Below are 14,583 nucleotides of genomic sequence, written 5' to 3'. Positions count from 1 at the left end.
AGACTGGCCGTCCAATACTGACCTCCCAGGGAGACGTCATGTCCCTTAGCGACGTGATACGCAACATCGCCAGAACCGTTACCAACAAGGACGAACTCAAGGAGAAGGCCAAGGACCTGCCGCTGCTCGTCGTCCAGACCACGCTCAGCGCCGCCGGACAGGCGCTGCTGGTGGTGGACCGGATGAAGAACTCCATCAAGGGGCTGGGCTCGAAGGAGGAGCGCGAGGAGGAGAAGGAGTCGCTTCCCTCCGCCGCCGAGCAGGTCGCCGCTCCCCCGGCCGAGGACGAGAAGCCGGCGCGCAAGGAGCCGGTGATCTTCGCGCCGCGTCCCGAGGCCGCGCCCAACGGGTCGTCCAAGAGCAAGCCGGACCCGGTCATCTTCGCCCCCGCGGGCAAGACCGCCACCAAGACGGAGACCGAGCCGGAGACCGCGCCCAAGACCGAGACCGAGTCCAACGCCGGGCCCAAGACCGAGTCCAAGACCGAGACCAAGCCGGAAGCCGTCGCCGAGACGGAAGCCGCGCCCAAGGCGGAAGCCCCGGCCGAGACCGTGGTCGAGCCCGCCGTCGAGGCCGCCACTGAACCCGCCGTCGAAGCCGAGCCCGCGGTGGAGTCCAAGCCCGCCGCCGTGGCCGCGGTCGCCGAGCACAAGGCCGCGGTCGAGGCCGAGGCCGCGCCTGAGGCCGCCGCCGCTGCCGAGGCCACCGAGGCCACCGAGGCCACCGAGGTCGCCGACAAGGGCGCCGCGAAGCCCGCCAGGGCCGCCAAGGGCACGAAGACCGCCAAGAGCACGAAGGCCACCACGACCGCCAAGCCCGCGAAGGCGACCAAGGCCGCCAAGCCCGCCGCCGTCGCCCAGGAGCCCCAGGAGCCGGAGCCCGCCGCCGCGCCCCAGGAAGGCGTCCTCAAGGCCGCCGCCGAGGCCACCGAGCCGGCCGCCCACGCGGACGAGCCCAAGGTCGTCCCGGACGACCTGGCCGAGCCGCTGCCCGGCTACTCCGAGCTCACCGTGGCCTCCCTGCGGGCCAGGATGCGCGGAAAGTCCGCCGAGCAGATCGGCGACTACCTCGCCTACGAGCGCGCCACCCACGCCCGCGACGAGGTCGTGCGCATGTTCGAGAACCGGCTGGCCAAGCTGCGGGCCGGGGAATAGTCGCAGCGAACCCGTAGTCTTCCGCCATGACCTCGAAGACCACACCCGAGTCTCCGCTGCCGATCCGCACGGTCCTGCAGATGGTGGGCGGCTGGATCGGCAGGCTCGGCACGGTGTGGGTCGAGGGCCAGATCACCGATCTGAGCGCCCGCGGCGGCACGGTGTTCCTGACCCTGCGTGACCCGGTGGCCAACGTCTCGGCCCGGGTCACGGCTCCGCGCGGCGTCTACGAGGCCGCCGAGCCGCGCCCGTCCGACGGGGCGAGGGTCGTGGTGCACGTCAAGCCGGACTTCTGGGTCAACAAGGGCTCGTTCGCCTTCACGGCGATGGAGATCCGGCCCGTCGGCGTGGGCGAGCTGCTGGCCAGGCTGGAGCGGCTGCGCCGGCTGCTGGCCACCGAGGGGCTGTTCAACGCCGACAGGAAGCGGCGGCTGCCGTTCCTGCCGGGCACGATCGGGCTCGTCTGCGGGCGCGACTCGGCCGCCGAGCGCGACGTGCTGGAGAACTCCCGCCGCCGCTGGCCGGCCGTGCGGTTCAAGGTGGAGGAGGTGGCCGTCCAGGGGCCGTACGCGGTCGGGGAGGTCACCGAGGCGCTGCGCAAGCTGGACGCCGACCCCGAGGTCGAGGTGATCGTCGTGGCCCGCGGCGGCGGCTCGCTGGAGGACCTGCTGCCGTTCTCCGACGAAACCCTCGTACGCGCGGTGGCCGCCTGCCGCACCCCCGTGGTCAGCGCGATCGGCCATGAGCAGGACAGCCCGCTGCTCGACCTGGTGGCCGACGTACGCGCCTCCACGCCCACCGACGCCGCCAAGAAGGTCGTCCCCGACGTGGGCGAGCAGCTCGCTCTGATCCGCCAGCTGCGCGACCGCGGGCGCCGGGTGCTCAACGGCTGGCTCGACCGCGAGATGTCGTGGCTGACGTCGGTGCGCTCGCGGCCCTCGCTGGCCGATCCGGTGCGCGAGCTCGAACGCCGGGCCGAGCAGGTCGACGCGCTGCGGGAGCGGGCCAGGCGGTCGCTGACCGGCTCGCTCGACCGGGCCGCCGACGACCTCACGCACCTGCGGGCCCGCCTGGTCGCGCTGTCCCCGGCGGCCACGCTGGAACGCGGCTACGCGATCGTGCAACATCCGTCGGGCGAGGTCGTACGCCTGGCCAAGGACGTGCCGCCGGGCACTCCGCTGACGATCCGGCTCAGCGACGACCGGCTCTCGGTCCGTACGGAGGACTAGGGCCCGCGCACGACGGCGGCGGCCAGGTCGGCGAGGCCGGCCTTGACGCCCTCCACCGTCATGCCCCGCTCCTCCCGCTGGAACTTGATCAGCCAGGCGGTGACCGGCGCGAGCAGCGCGTCGGCCAGGTAGGCGACGTGGGCCCCCGGACGGACCTCGGCGAGCAGGCCCGCCAGGTGCACCTGATGCACCCGGTACGGCCCGCTGTAGCGCGCCTTGCCCGGCCCGTTCTCCAGCAGCAGGAACAGGTCCTGCTGCTCGACGATGCGGTCGACCAGCGCGTGCAGGAAGGCCGTGACCCGCTCGGCCGGCGGCGCGCCGGGCCCGAGCGGCGGCGGGCCGCTCAGGAACGCCGCCTGGAACCGCCGCTCCCGCTCGTCGATCAGCGCGAGGACGAGCCCCGCCCGGTCGCCGAAGCGCCGGTAGACGGTGCCCACCCCCACGCAGGCGGCCTTGGCCACCTCGTCGAGCGAGAGCTCGTCCGCGCCGCGTTCGGCGATCATCGTGGCGGCCACCTCGATGATCTTCCGGCGGTTGCGCGCGGCGTCGGCCCGCTCGGGCTGGGGTTGCCCGACGATGGGCAGCAGGTCACGTGCGCACACGCCTGGAGCATAACCCCGCTTGTCAGCGGAGAGCTCTCCGGTATTCTCCGAATCGGAGAACTCTCCGATTATGAGGAGCTGAGATGACCAACTCGTTCAACCAGCAGATCATCGACGAATTCCGGGCCAACGAGGGCCGGGTGGGCGGCCCGTTCGAGGGCGCGTCGCTGGTGCTGCTCACGACGACGGGCGCCAAGAGCGGCAACCGCACGACCACGCCGGTGATGTACCTGCCCGACGGCGACCGCTACGTGATCATCGCCTCCAACGCGGGCGCCGACAACCACCCGGCCTGGTACCACAACCTGCGCGCCAACCCCGCGGCGACCGCCGAGATCGGCACCGAGACGTTCGAGGTGAAGGCCGACTTCATCGAGGGCGACGAGCGTGACCGGCTCTACGCCCGCATGGTCGAGATCGCCCCCGGCTTCGCGGAGTACGAGGCCAAGACCAGCCGCCGCATCCCGGTGGTGGCGCTGGGCCGCACCGGCTCCTGACGTTCGGGACGGCGGATCAGAAGGGGGCGTCGTCGGCGCCTGGCTCCGAGCGCCTGGCCATGGCGGCGGCGAGCTTGACCCGGGCGCCCTGGAGCCACTCCTCGCAGACGGCCGCGAGCTTCTCGCCGCGCTCCCAGAGCTCGATCGACTGCTCCAGGGTCAGCCCGCCCGTCTCCAGGCGGCGCACCACCTCGGTCAGCTCCTCGCGGGCCTGCTCGTACGAAGGTGTCTTCTCGTCTGCCACAGCAACCACCCTAGACGCCGCGCCCGGCCCGGGTCATCCCTTGGCGCGCTGCTGGAGGAGCCCGGCCAGCTCGGTCAGCTCGGGCCAGTCGGCCGTGCCGGTGATCACGAGGGTGACGTCGGGGAGCACGCGTACGAGCGAGCGCTGGTTCTTGTCCTCGCGGAAGCGCTTCTCCCACGTGACCCCGCCGACCTGCTGGCTGCCGGACGGCTTGGCGATGCCGGTCATGCGGTTGGCGAACTCGGCGGCCGGCTTCTCGTCGCTCTGGGCGAACATGGCGTGCTGGCGCGCGGCGGTGGCGTAGCCGAGGTAGAGCACCTGGGCGCCGTTCTGGCCCTTGGCGATCCGGTTGCTGTTGGGCACCCAGCCCGCCGGGTCCTTCTGCGGGGACCACACCTGGTAGGGCACGCCGTGCCCGAAGTTGGCGACGGTGATGGAGTAGTCGAGCCGCGGGATGTGCTCCTCACGGCTCTGCGGAGCCACGAGCATGAAGAGCCCCACGCCCGCCATGCACACGAAGAGGGCTACCGCGTAGCCGTAGAAACCTTGGGTGAACCGTCGCACACTTGGCGAGGTTACCCGCTGGCGGGCGCGGTCGCCGAAGTGGCGGGCCTGATCTGGCCGATGATCGCGAGCACCTGGTCGACCATCGCGCGGTCGCCGGAGAATACGATCTCGCTGACGGCCGCGGCCAGGGCGCCGGTGACCACGACGACGAGCGCGGGCTCGTCCTCGAACAGGGCGGCGTTGCGCTGGGCCCACGTGCGCAGCCGGTCGCGCATGACCACCTCGAAGCCGGGCGGGCCGTCGCCGCGCAGGAACAGGACGGCCAGCTCGCGTTCCTCCAGGCAGCCTTCGAGATAGGCGCGGGCGGCGTCGAGGAACACCCGCATGGGGTCGCCCTCGCCGGCGGCGCGGGCCGTACGGGCGGCCTGCTTGGTGCGCTGGGCCTGCCGGGCCTGCCATTCCTCCCACAACGTGAGGTAGAGGTCGGCCTTGCCGGAGAAGTGATGGTAGAGGCTGCCCACGCTGGCGTCGGCCCTGGCGACGACGTCCGTCACGCCGGACTCGGCGAAGCCCTTGGAGACGAAGACCTCCCTCGCGGCGGCCAGCAGCGAGCTCCGCGTCGCAGCTCCCCGCTCGGACGTGCGCGGCTGGGTCACCGCGTGTTCCACTTCGCTCATTCGATCTCCTCCACGGCGGGGGCGCATGTCCATGGTGGAGGCGAGATCTTCGACGCGCACGCGATATGGCGCAAAATCCGTTCTCCGTCATGCGGGCACCCATATAGATATCCCTTTTCGCCGGTCCCTGACCATCACGCGGCGGCCCTCGTGCGGAGGAGCATGCAGGAGTGGGCAGATTATCCCCCTCTGGCCGGGAATAGACCGGCAACTACGATCGAGAGTGTTCTCAACGAGGAGGCTCAGCATGTCCGATCAGACGTCGGTACCGGCAGCGCTCGCGACGGGCGAGCACGCCCCCGACCGCAACCTGGCGATGGAGCTGGTACGCGTGACGGAGGCGGCCGCCATGGCCGCGGCCCGCTGGGTGGGCCGCGGCGACAAGAACGGCGCCGACGGCGCGGCGGTCAACGCCATGCGCCAACTGATCAACACCGTGTCGATGAACGGCGTGGTGGTCATCGGGGAGGGCGAGAAGGACCACGCCCCGATGTTGTACAACGGCGAGCGCGTAGGCGACGGCAGCGGCCCCGACTGCGACGTGGCGGTGGACCCGATCGACGGGACCAGGCTGACGGCGCTCGGCATGCCGGATGCGGTGTCGGTGATCGCGGTGAGCGAGCGCGGCTCGATGTACGACCCGTCCGCGGTGTTCTACATGGAGAAGCTGGTCACCGGGCCGGAGGCGGCCGACGTGGTGAACATCGAGGCGTCGGTGGCCGACAACATCAACGCGGTGGCCAGGGCCAAGCACTGCTCGCCGTCCGACGTCACGGTGGTCGTGCTGGACCGGCCGCGGCACGAGAGGCTGGTCAAGGAGATCAGGGAGACGGGCGCGCGGATCAAGTTCATCGTGGACGGCGACGTGGCCGGCGCGATCATGGCGGCCCGCGCGGGCACCGGCATCGACCTGATGCTGGGCATCGGCGGCACGCCCGAGGGCATCGTGGCCGCGTGCGCGCTCAAGTGCCTGGGCGGCGTGATCCAGGGCCGGCTGTGGCCGCGGGACGACGCCGAGCGCGGCAAGGCCGTCGACGCCGGGCACGACCTCAGCCAGGTGCTCACCACGAACGACCTGGTCAGGTCGGACGACGTGTTCTTCGCCGCGACCGGCATCACCCAGGGCGAGCTGATGCAGGGCGTGCGGTTCAGGTCGGGCGCGGCGGTGACCAGCTCGCTGGTGATGCGCGGCCGGTCGGGGACCATCAGGAAGATCGAGAGCGAGCACCAGCTGTGGAAGCTGCGCGCCTACAGCGCGATCAACTTCGACACGGCCGGCTGACCCTTCTCAGCGGCGGCGTTTGCGCTTGGGCGGTTCCTTGACCTTGACCTCGCCGGCGAAGTTCGTGGTGCGCACCTCGACCACGGGCCCGCCGGGCTCGGCCGGCTCCCTGGTCAGGCGGACGGTCTTGTCCTTGGTGACCCTGATCACCTCAAGGTCCTCCGGCACGTGGATCTCCAGGCCGCCGAAGACCAGGGTGGCGTTGATGACGATCCGGCTGTTCTGCAGGATCGCGTCGCGGAAGTCCAGCTTGGTCGTGCCGAACATGGCCGTGACGTCGAGCTCGGCGGGCACCACCCAGCGCCCGCCGCGCTGCTCCTTCTTGAAGATGGCCGACACCGGCCGGCCGTCGAGGTTGAGCGGCTGCTCCTCGGCCGGGAGCAGGTCGGCGGTGAGCCCGGCCAGGTCGCCGAGCGTGCGCGCGGAGTAGACGACGCCGAGCCGCTCCTCCAGCTCGACGAGGTCGAGCCGGCCGTCGGCGTGGGCGTCCTGGAGAACCTGCGCGATGCGTTCGCGGTCGGCGTCGGAGGCACGCAGTTCGTGCGGCTGCGGCAGGCCGGGCGCGGACGACGCGCGCCGGGACGTCACGAACTCTTCGGCAAGCCGCTCTCCGACTTCCTGCAGCTTCGGCAACCACGATCCCGCGCGTTCGTTCACACTTCTGACGATATCCGGCGGCCCGGGTATTCGCTCGCCCAAGAGCGGACCAACAGGGCGCACATCCGCGAATCCGCCCGAGCAACGCGCCGCTCTCCCGGGCCTGCTCTCCGTTCGCGTCGGCGCGCCGGTCGAGCGGGAGGGAGAGCGCGACGGTGGAGCGAACTGTGCACGTCAGCGCGCCGGTGGGCGCTACGCCGGAATCGTCCGGCGCGTTCCGCCGTTGATCCACGCGAAGGCTTCTGGCGGCCGATCCCGGGAGGCGGGCGTGCATCAACCGGCACGATGGGGGCTCGGCGCGGCGGGGGTGGGCATCTCCGTGATCGTGGGCCTGGAGCTGACCAGCCTCGCCGAGACGAACCCGTTCAGGCGCACGATCAGCGAGCACGGGCTCGGCCCCGGCGGGTGGATCTTCGGGCTCGCGGTGGGGCTGCTGGCGGCCGGGTCGGCGGCCATCGGCGTCTCGCTGGCGCGCAGACGCCTGGCCGGGGCGGTCGGCACGATCGCGCTCATGGGCTGGAGCGTCGGGCTGCTCCTGACGGCCGCGTTCCACAAGAACGACTGGGCGGTCGGCCCGAGCATGAGCGGCAGCATCCACCGGGTCGGCAGCTTCGTGGCCTTCCTGAGCCTGCCGCTGGCCGCCGTGATCATCGCCCGGCCCTGGCGGCACCGGGAGCGCCGCAGGTCGGCGGTGGTGGCGTTCGGGCTGGGGGTGTGCTCGGCGTTGTGGGTCGTGGGCATCGGCACGGCGATGGTCATCGGCGCCCGCCACGGCCTGCCGTGGTACCGGGTCATGCCCCTCGGCCTGGTCGAACGTGTGCTGGCCGGCACCGAGGTGGCCGCGTTGCTGGCCCTCGGGGTGTGGGCGGCCGGGCGGCTGGCGGAGACCGAGCCCGCCCAGGCGGTCAGGCGGGCCGTAGAGCGGCGATGAGGTCGTCCACGTAACCGCGGAAGACGGCCGCCATGTCCACCTGGTCGGGGTCGATCAGCCACTGGGTCTGGAGGCCGTCCATCATCGCGATCAGGCGGTCGGCGTGGGCCTCGGCGTCGAGGCCGGCCCGGAACTCACCGCGTTCGACGCCCGCGCGCAGCGCGGCGGCCACGTCGGCGCGCAGCCGCCGGTAGCGCCGCCTGGCCCACTCGTGGCCGGGGTGGCCGGGGGTCACCGCCTCGCCGCTGATCACCGAGAAGAGCTGGACGAGGCCCGGCACCCGCGCGTTGTGGTCGACGACGTCGGCCAGAGCGCGTAGGGCGTCGGCGCCGCCGTCGCGGCCGGTGCCGAACCTGCGCTGGTCGAGCTCGTCGCGGTAGTCGAGCACCGCGACGAGGAGACGGTCCTTGCTCCTGAAGTGGTGCAGCAGCCCGGCCTGGGAGAGCTCGACCCGCTCGGCGATGCGGGCCAGCGAGGCGCCGCGGTAGCCGTGCTCGGCGAACTCCAGGAGCGCGACCGCGAGAATGCGCTCCTTGCGCGCCTCGCCGGTCGCGTAGCCCCGCTTCACCTCGGCACCCTATCTGCTGCTGGCGTACGGCCCTGACCAGCCGCTAACCTGACTCCGCCTCACGTTTGATTCCCCCCCGATCAGGAGGCCGTCGTGCCGTCCCCGCGTGATCGCCAGGCCCGTACCGCCACGTTCGTCGTGTACGGCGTGCAGGGCCTCTCCTTCGCCACCCTGCTCGTCCAGGTGGCCAGCCTCCAGACCAAGCTGGAGCTCACCGTCGGGGCGCTCACGCTCCTGTTGCTGATCGTGCCCGTCTTCGCCGGCGTGGGCAGCGTCGGCGCGGGGACGTTCGCCGCCCGGTACGGCAGCAAGCTGCTCCTGCGGGTCGCGCAGCCCGTGGTGGCGCTCGCCGTGGTGCTCACCGGCCTCGCGCCCTCGGTGCCGCTGGCCGTGCCCGCCCTGCTGCTGTTCGGCCTGGCGGTCGGCGCGGTGGACGCGGGCATGAACATGCAGGGCGTGGCCGTCGAACGCCGGTACGGCACCGCCGTGCTGAACGGCTTCCACAGCCTGTGGAGCGTCCTCAGCCTGGCGGGGGCCCTGTGGGCGGTGTTCGCGGCCGACCACCGGATCTCGCTGGCGGTCACGATGGCGATCCCCATGGTCCTGGCGGTGGCCGGCTCGCTCTACGCCGGGCCGAAGCTGTGCACGATCAGCGAGGAGAAGGTCGAGAACGTCGTCGAGGCCCCGACCGGCAAGTTCCCCTGGCGGCCGATCATCCCGCTCTGCCTGGCCATGGGCTTCCTCTACATCGGCGACGCCGCGGTGTCGAACTTCGCGACCGTCTTCATGGGCAAGGCGCTGCTCGCCCAGGACAGCGTGGCGAAACTGGCCTACAGCGTCTACCAGGGCGCGACCCTGGCCGTACGGCTCGGCGGCGACGTCGCGGTGCGCCGCTACGGCCCCGCGGCCATCGTCCGGCTCGGCGGCGCGCTGGCCACGCTGGGCTTCCTCGGCGTCGTGGTGGCCCCGAGCCAGCCGCTGGCGATCATCGCGTTCGGGCTGACCGGGCTGGGGTTGTCGGTGGTGGCGCCGCAGTCGTTCTCGGCGGCGGGCAAGCTGGACCCGGCGGGCACCGGGGTGGCCATCGCCCGGGTGAACCTCTTCAACTACGTGGGCTTCATCGTGGGGGCCGCGCTGATCGGCGGCATCGCCGACGCCGTGGACTGGCGGGTGGCGTTCGTCGCGCCGCTGCTGCTGGCGGGCGTGATCATCGTGCTCGCGCCGGGCTTCGCGCCCAAGCGGGCCGTCGCGAAGGCGTGACGCCCCCGGGTCAGCCCCGCACCTCGGCCACCTGGACGGGACGGGACTCGCGCAGCGACAGGTCGGCGGCCTCGGCGACGTACAGGGCGGCCAGGGCGTCCTCGATCGGGCACAGGCCCTCGCCGCCGCGCAGGAAGGCGTCGATCTCGGCCGCGTACGCCGGGCCGAACCTGGCCACGAAGTCGGGCCAGGGCGGTCCGGGCGGTTGCAGGCCCTCGGAGCTGCGCAGCGGGGCACGCGGGCCGAGCCCGACCGCCTGGGTGCCCTTCGTGCCCGCCAGCTCCATGCGCACGTCGTAACCCGCGCCGTTGTAGCGGGAGCCCTGGAGGGTGACCAGCGTGCCGTCGTCGAGGGTGAGCAGGGCGGCGCTGTTGTCCACGTCGCCGGCCGCCCCGAAGAACGCCGCGCCCCGGTTCGCGCCGACGGCGTGGACGGAGACGACCTCGCGCCCGGTCACCCAGCGCAGGACGTCGAAGTCGTGAATGTGGCAGTCGCGGAAGAGCCCGCCGGACAGCGGGACGTACTCGGCGGGCGGCGGCACCGGGTCGGCCGTGACCAGGTGGACGCGGTGCAGCTCCCCCAGCTCGCCGGCCCGCAGCGCCGCGCGGGCGGCCCGGTAGCCCGGGTCGAACCTGCGCTGGAACCCGATGCCCACCCGTCTGCCCGCGCTCGCCTCCAGCACCTTGAGCGTCTCGGCGACCGTGCTCGCCGCCGGTTTCTCGCAGAGGGCGGGGACGCCCAGCTCGCAGGCCCGGATCAGCAGCTCGGCGTGCGTGCCGGTCGGCGTGGCGATGACCACGGCGTCGGCGTCGAACGGGTCGCCGGGCCTGCCGTACGGCGACGTCCTGACCGGGTCGGCCACGATCAGCTCGTCGACCAGGGGATGCGCGGCCAGGTTCGCGGCGTGGAAGGCGCCGATCCGGCCCAGGCCCAGCAGTCCGACCCGCATGCCGCCTCCAGTCACACGTTTCTTCCTCACTCCATACTATGTCCGGACATACGGACTTTTAAGCCTCGGACGGCCTCCCCCGCCTGATGCACCGGCACCCGGGCGAACCCGAGCACGACCGCCGGAGGGCCGGGCGAGAACCGCATCGGCCCGACCGGCTCGGCGGACAGGCCGAGACTCTGGGCCGCGTGGACGACCCGGAGCTCGTCCCAGCCGTCCGGCAGGTCGAGGTAGACGTGCAGCCCGGCCTGGATGCCCCGGACGCGGATCTCCGGCAACTCCTCGGCCAGCGCCCTGACCAGCGCGTCCCGGCGGCGGCGGTACTCCCTGCGCATGCGCCGCAGATGCTTGTCGTAGCCGCCCGTACGCAGGAAGCGGGCCAGCGCGTACTGCTCGATGACCGGCGAGCCCAGGTCCAGCTCGCTGCGGGCGCGGCGGATCGCGCCGGCCAGGTGGGCCGGGGCGGCGACCCAGCCGAGCCGCAGGCCGGGCGCGAGCGACTTGCTGACGCTGCCGGTGAGGATCACCCTGTCGGGGGCCAGCCCCTGCAGGCAGCCGACCGGGTCGCGGTCGTAGCGGAACTCGGCGTCGTAGTCGTCCTCCAGGATCATCCGGTCGCCCGCGCCGGCCCACTCCATGAGCGCGGCCCGCCTGGCCGGGGAGAGCACGACGCCCGTCGGGTACTGGTGCGCGGGCGTGACGAGCGCCGCCTCGCCCTTCATGTCACCCGCGACCAGGCCGTCACAACCCACGGGCACCGGCACCAGGCGGGCCCCGGCCCGTTCCAGCAGCGGGACCTGGCGCCGGCTCGTGGGGTCCTCGACGATCAGGCGCAGGCCCCCGCGCGGGGCCAGGACGTGCAGCGCCAGGCTCAGCCCCTGGGCCACGCCGCCCACGACGACCAGGTTGTCAGGGTGCACGTCGGCCGCCCTGACCCGCCGCAGGTAACCGGCCAGCTCCTCGCGCAGCTCGGGGACGCCCCCGGGGTCGCCGTAGTCGAGCGCGTCGGACGGCACGGTGGCCAGGACGTGCCGTACCGCCGCCAGCCAGCGCTCCCTGGGGAAGTGCCCGAGGTCGGGGGACGTGGCCCGGTGCCCGTGGTACGGCCCGTAGACCCCGCCGTCGGCCACCGGCCCCGGCAGGGCGGACCGGACTGCGCCCAGCGCGGCCACCTCGGTCCCGGCCCCCACCCGCGAGACCAGGAACCCCTCGGCCACGAGCTGCTCGTACGCCTCCACCACCACGCCCCTGGAGACCTGGAGGTCGGCGGCGAGGTCACGGGTGGCGGGCAGGCGGGTGCCGGGCACGAGCCGCCCGAGGCGCACGCCTTCGCGCAGCTCAGCCGCGATCTGCCCGGCGATCCCTCCCTCATCCCGATTGATCTGGATGTGCAGGTCGGCCATATTGGTCCTGTCATATAGCGGGACATTGGACTGTTTGGACGAACCATTGTCTCCCTAACATCCTGCCCATGAGAAACGGAATCGCCGGAGCCGCCACAGCCATGTTCCTGGTGGGCACCCTGGCCGGGGTGTCCGGCCTGATCGGCTCCTACCCGGTGTACGGCGGCCAGGCCGTGCGCTACCTCGCGGCCGCCGTCATCCTGCTGGTCATCACCAGGGTGCTCGGCCTGCGGTTCGTCCGGCTGACCCGGCGCGAGACCCTGTACCTGGGCGGGCTGACCCTGCTCGGTCTGGTGATCTTCAATGTGTGCGTCGTCGAGTCCACCAAGGCCTCGGGACCGGCGCTGGTGGGCACCGTGCTCGGCACCGTGCCTCTGGCGCTCGCGCTGGCCGGGGGGCGTCCGGCGCCGCGGCTGCTGGCGGGCGCCGCGGTGGTGGTGGCCGGGGCGACGCTGGCGACCGGGCTCGGCAGCGGGAACCCGACCGGGCTGCTGTGGGCGCTCGGGGCGCTGGTGGGCGAGGTCAGCTTCTCCATGCTGGCCATCCCCCTGCTGCCGAAGCTGGGGGCGATCCGGGTCTCGGCGTACTCGACGGCGCTGGCCGTGCCCATGCTGGCGGTGATCGGCCTGGTCAAGGAGGGCACCGCCATGTTGCGGACGCCGACCGCGCCCGAGACGCTGGGCTTCTCGTACCTGGCGGTGGTGGTCACGGTCGGGGCCTTCTTCCTCTGGTACACCTCGCTGCCCAAGCTCGGCCCGGGGGCGGCCGGGTTGTTCGCCGGGCTCATCCCGGTCGGCGCGATCGTCACGGGGCTCGTGCTCGGCATCGCGACGCCCAGCGCCTACGACCTCGCGGGGGCCGGTCTGGTGATCGCGGGCATCCTGGTGGGGCTCACCGCGCGGCGCTCGCCGGAGCCCGTACCGGCCCCGGGATGACCAGTGAACGGGGGGCGTACCCTCTATGGACATGGACTTCGACTACACCGATCTGCTTCCCCTTGGCGCCGATGAGACCGAGTACCGGCTGATCACGTCGGAGGGGGTGCGGAAGGTCGAAGCGGCCGGGCGTACGTTCCTCGAAGTCGACCCGGAGGCCCTGCGGCTGCTCACCGAGACCGCGGTCCACGACATCTCGCACTTCCTGCGCACGTCGCACCTGGCCCAGCTCCGCAAGATCGTCGACGACCCCGAGTCCAGCGGCAACGACCGGTTCGTCGCCCTCGACCTGCTGAAGAACGCCTCGATCTCGGCGGGCGGCGTGCTGCCGATGTGCCAGGACACCGGCACCGCCATCGTCATGGGCAAGCGCGGCCGCCACGTGCTGACCGACGGCCGCGACGCCGAGCACCTCTCGCGCGGCGTCTACGACGCCTACACCAAGCTCAACCTGCGCTACTCCCAGATGGCCCCGCTGACCATGTGGGAGGAGAAGAACACCGGCAACAACCTGCCCGCGCAGATCGAGCTCTACGCCGAGGACCCCCACGGCCACGCCGACGAGTACAAGCTGCTGTTCATGGCCAAGGGCGGCGGCTCGGCCAACAAGTCGTTCCTCTACCAGGAGACCAAGGCGGTGCTCAACGAGAAGCGCATGCTGGCCTTCCTGGAGGAGAAGATCCGCTCGCTGGGCACCGCGGCCTGCCCGCCGTACCACCTGGCCGTGGTGGTGGGCGGCACCTCCGCCGAGTTCGCGCTCAAGACCGCCAAGTACGCCAGCGCCCGCTACCTCGACTCCATCCCCACCGAGGGCTCGCCCTCCGGGCACGGGTTCCGCGACCTGGAGCTGGAGGCCAAGGTCTTCGAGCTGACGCAGAAGCTCGGCATCGGCGCGCAGTTCGGCGGCAAGTACTTCTGCCACGACGTCCGCGTGATCCGCCTGCCCCGGCACGGCGCGTCCTGCCCGGTGGCCATCGCGGTGTCGTGCTCGGCCGACCGCCAGGCGCTGGCGAAGATCACTGCCGAGGGCGTGTTCCTGGAGAAGCTGGAGACCGACCCGGCCCGCTTCCTGCCGGAGACCACCGACGAGCACCTGTCGGACGACGTCGTCCGGGTCGACCTCAACAGGCCGATGCCGGAGATCCTCGCCGAGCTGACCAAGTACCCGGTCAAGACGCGGCTCTCGCTCACCGGCCCGCTCGTCGTCGCCCGCGACATCGCGCACGCCAAGATCGCCGAGCTGCTCGACGAGGGCGGCGAGATGCCGCAGTACCTCAAGGACCACGCGGTCTACTACGCCGGCCCGGCCAAGACCCCCGAGGGCTACGCCTCCGGCTCGTTCGGCCCCACCACGGCCGGCCGCATGGACTCCTACGTCGAGCGCTTCCAGGCGGCGGGCGGCTCGATGGTCATGCTGGCCAAGGGCAACAGGTCCAAGCAGGTGACCGAGGCGTGCCAGAAGTACGGCGGCTTCTACCTGGGCTCCATCGGCGGCCCGGCCGCCCGGCTCGCCCAGGACTGCATCAGGAAGGTCGACGTGCTCGAATACCCCGAGCTGGGGATGGAGGCGGTGTGGAAGATCGAGGTCGAGGACTTCCCCGCCTTCATCGTCGTCGACGACAAGGGTGACGACTTCTTCACCGACCGCACCGGGCCGGTGCTGAGCATCGGGCGCAGGTAGGGCCCGA

16 protein-coding genes are annotated in these 14,583 nt (G+C 72.1%); 8 read left to right on the top strand and 8 right to left on the bottom strand.

What is annotated here, in order from left to right; translation table 11 throughout:
• Window positions 1-38 precede the first annotated feature (38 nt).
• Window positions 39-1,154 (top strand): hypothetical protein, encoded by a 1,116-nt coding sequence (locus tag ABZ815_RS31015; protein ID WP_357704129.1) that lies wholly within the window; start codon window positions 39-41, stop codon window positions 1,152-1,154.
• A 26-nt stretch (window positions 1,155-1,180) separates the two neighbouring features.
• Window positions 1,181-2,383, top strand: coding sequence for an exodeoxyribonuclease VII large subunit (gene xseA / locus ABZ815_RS31010; RefSeq protein WP_357704127.1), 1,203 nt, complete (start codon window positions 1,181-1,183; stop codon window positions 2,381-2,383).
• On the opposite strand, the gene ABZ815_RS31005 is transcribed toward xseA, so the two are convergent.
• Complete coding sequence (locus tag ABZ815_RS31005) at window positions 2,380-2,985, bottom strand: helix-turn-helix domain-containing protein (protein ID WP_357704123.1); 606 nt, start codon at window positions 2,983-2,985, stop codon at window positions 2,380-2,382. The two genes, xseA and ABZ815_RS31005, sit on opposite strands and share 4 nt — an antisense overlap.
• A gap of 83 nt (window positions 2,986-3,068) precedes the next feature.
• Between ABZ815_RS31005 and ABZ815_RS31000 the strand changes: the two genes are divergently transcribed.
• Window positions 3,069-3,482: a nitroreductase family deazaflavin-dependent oxidoreductase gene (locus ABZ815_RS31000; RefSeq protein WP_357704121.1), complete on the top strand. Its 414-nt coding sequence runs from the start codon at window positions 3,069-3,071 to the stop codon at window positions 3,480-3,482.
• Window positions 3,483-3,498: 16 nt separating this feature from the next.
• Here the strand turns inward: ABZ815_RS31000 and ABZ815_RS30995 are convergent, their stop codons facing one another.
• Genes ABZ815_RS30995 through ABZ815_RS30985 form a run of 3 tightly spaced genes read right to left on the bottom strand, consistent with a single transcriptional unit; the run spans window position 3,499 to window position 4,910 of the window.
• A complete protein-coding gene (locus ABZ815_RS30995) occupies window positions 3,499-3,726 on the bottom strand; it encodes an exodeoxyribonuclease VII small subunit (RefSeq protein WP_125636712.1) in 228 nt (75 codons plus the stop codon).
• Between the two features lie 33 nt (window positions 3,727-3,759).
• Entirely contained in the window at window positions 3,760-4,290 is a 531-nt protein-coding gene (locus ABZ815_RS30990) for a DUF4245 domain-containing protein (protein WP_357704119.1), read from the bottom strand.
• Between the two features lie 11 nt (window positions 4,291-4,301).
• Complete coding sequence (locus ABZ815_RS30985; protein WP_357704117.1) at window positions 4,302-4,910, bottom strand: TetR/AcrR family transcriptional regulator; 609 nt, start codon at window positions 4,908-4,910, stop codon at window positions 4,302-4,304.
• Window positions 4,911-5,157: 247 nt separating this feature from the next.
• Here ABZ815_RS30985 and glpX point away from each other — a divergent pair, with 247 nt between their 5' ends.
• Window positions 5,158-6,192, top strand: a complete 1,035-nt coding sequence (gene glpX, locus ABZ815_RS30980) for a class II fructose-bisphosphatase (protein ID WP_357704115.1) — start codon at window positions 5,158-5,160, stop codon at window positions 6,190-6,192.
• A gap of 6 nt (window positions 6,193-6,198) precedes the next feature.
• Here glpX and ABZ815_RS30975 read toward each other — a convergent pair whose 3' ends face one another.
• Window positions 6,199-6,849, bottom strand: a complete 651-nt coding sequence (locus ABZ815_RS30975) for a DUF1707 domain-containing protein (RefSeq protein WP_357704113.1) — start codon at window positions 6,847-6,849, stop codon at window positions 6,199-6,201.
• A 268-nt stretch (window positions 6,850-7,117) separates the two neighbouring features.
• On the opposite strand from ABZ815_RS30975, the gene ABZ815_RS30970 reads away from it, so the two are divergent.
• Window positions 7,118-7,780, top strand: a complete 663-nt coding sequence (locus ABZ815_RS30970) for a DUF998 domain-containing protein (protein ID WP_357704111.1) — start codon at window positions 7,118-7,120, stop codon at window positions 7,778-7,780.
• Here the strand turns inward: ABZ815_RS30970 and ABZ815_RS30965 are convergent.
• On the bottom strand, window positions 7,755-8,348 hold the full coding sequence (locus ABZ815_RS30965; protein ID WP_357704109.1) for a TetR/AcrR family transcriptional regulator: 594 nt from the start codon (window positions 8,346-8,348) through the stop codon (window positions 7,755-7,757). The genes ABZ815_RS30970 and ABZ815_RS30965 overlap by 26 nt on opposite strands.
• 93 nt (window positions 8,349-8,441) lie before the next feature.
• Here ABZ815_RS30965 and ABZ815_RS30960 point away from each other — a divergent pair, with 93 nt between their 5' ends.
• The gene (locus tag ABZ815_RS30960; protein WP_357704107.1) at window positions 8,442-9,608 is read left to right on the top strand and encodes an MFS transporter; all 1,167 of its coding nucleotides are present in this window, start codon (window positions 8,442-8,444) and stop codon (window positions 9,606-9,608) included.
• A gap of 10 nt (window positions 9,609-9,618) precedes the next feature.
• On the opposite strand, the gene ABZ815_RS30955 is transcribed toward ABZ815_RS30960, so the two are convergent.
• Window positions 9,619-10,557 carry a Gfo/Idh/MocA family oxidoreductase gene (locus tag ABZ815_RS30955; RefSeq protein WP_357704105.1) on the bottom strand — a complete coding sequence of 313 codons (939 nt, stop codon included), beginning with the start codon at window positions 10,555-10,557 and terminating at the stop codon, window positions 9,619-9,621.
• Between the two features lie 26 nt (window positions 10,558-10,583).
• Complete coding sequence (locus tag ABZ815_RS30950; protein WP_357704103.1) at window positions 10,584-11,960, bottom strand: PLP-dependent aminotransferase family protein; 1,377 nt, start codon at window positions 11,958-11,960, stop codon at window positions 10,584-10,586.
• 68 nt (window positions 11,961-12,028) lie between these two features.
• On the opposite strand from ABZ815_RS30950, the gene ABZ815_RS30945 reads away from it, so the two are divergent.
• Both ABZ815_RS30945 and ABZ815_RS30940 read left to right on the top strand, forming a co-directional pair.
• The gene (locus ABZ815_RS30945; RefSeq protein WP_357704101.1) at window positions 12,029-12,895 is read left to right on the top strand and encodes a DMT family transporter; all 867 of its coding nucleotides are present in this window, start codon (window positions 12,029-12,031) and stop codon (window positions 12,893-12,895) included.
• A gap of 31 nt (window positions 12,896-12,926) precedes the next feature.
• Entirely contained in the window at window positions 12,927-14,576 is a 1,650-nt protein-coding gene (locus ABZ815_RS30940) for a fumarate hydratase (protein WP_357704099.1), read from the top strand.
• Window positions 14,577-14,583 lie beyond the last annotated feature (7 nt).

Origin of the sequence: Nonomuraea sp. NPDC047529, assembly GCF_040642995.1 — a bacterium.
Lineage (GTDB): Bacteria > Actinomycetota > Actinomycetes > Streptosporangiales > Streptosporangiaceae > Nonomuraea.
Note: the sequence above shows the minus strand (reverse complement) of the source record. Positions and strands in the feature narration are given on the sequence as shown.

Bases quoted from the DNA above. Each gene is read 5' to 3' on its own strand.
- ABZ815_RS31015 (WP_357704129.1), top strand. From the start codon at position 39: ATGTCCCTTAGCGACGTGATACGCAACATCGCCAGAACCGTTACCAAC.
- xseA (WP_357704127.1), top strand. From the start codon at position 1,181: ATGACCTCGAAGACCACACCCGAGTCTCCGCTGCCGATCCGCACGGTC.
- ABZ815_RS31000 (WP_357704121.1), top strand. From the start codon at position 3,069: ATGACCAACTCGTTCAACCAGCAGATCATCGACGAATTCCGGGCCAAC.
- ABZ815_RS30985 (WP_357704117.1), bottom strand. From the start codon at position 4,910: ATGAGCGAAGTGGAACACGCGGTGACCCAGCCGCGCACGTCCGAGCGG.
- glpX (WP_357704115.1), top strand. From the start codon at position 5,158: ATGTCCGATCAGACGTCGGTACCGGCAGCGCTCGCGACGGGCGAGCAC.
- ABZ815_RS30955 (WP_357704105.1), bottom strand. From the start codon at position 10,557: ATGCGGGTCGGACTGCTGGGCCTGGGCCGGATCGGCGCCTTCCACGCC.
- ABZ815_RS30950 (WP_357704103.1), bottom strand. From the start codon at position 11,960: ATGGCCGACCTGCACATCCAGATCAATCGGGATGAGGGAGGGATCGCC.
- ABZ815_RS30945 (WP_357704101.1), top strand. From the start codon at position 12,029: ATGAGAAACGGAATCGCCGGAGCCGCCACAGCCATGTTCCTGGTGGGC.
- ABZ815_RS30940 (WP_357704099.1), top strand. From the start codon at position 12,927: ATGGACTTCGACTACACCGATCTGCTTCCCCTTGGCGCCGATGAGACC.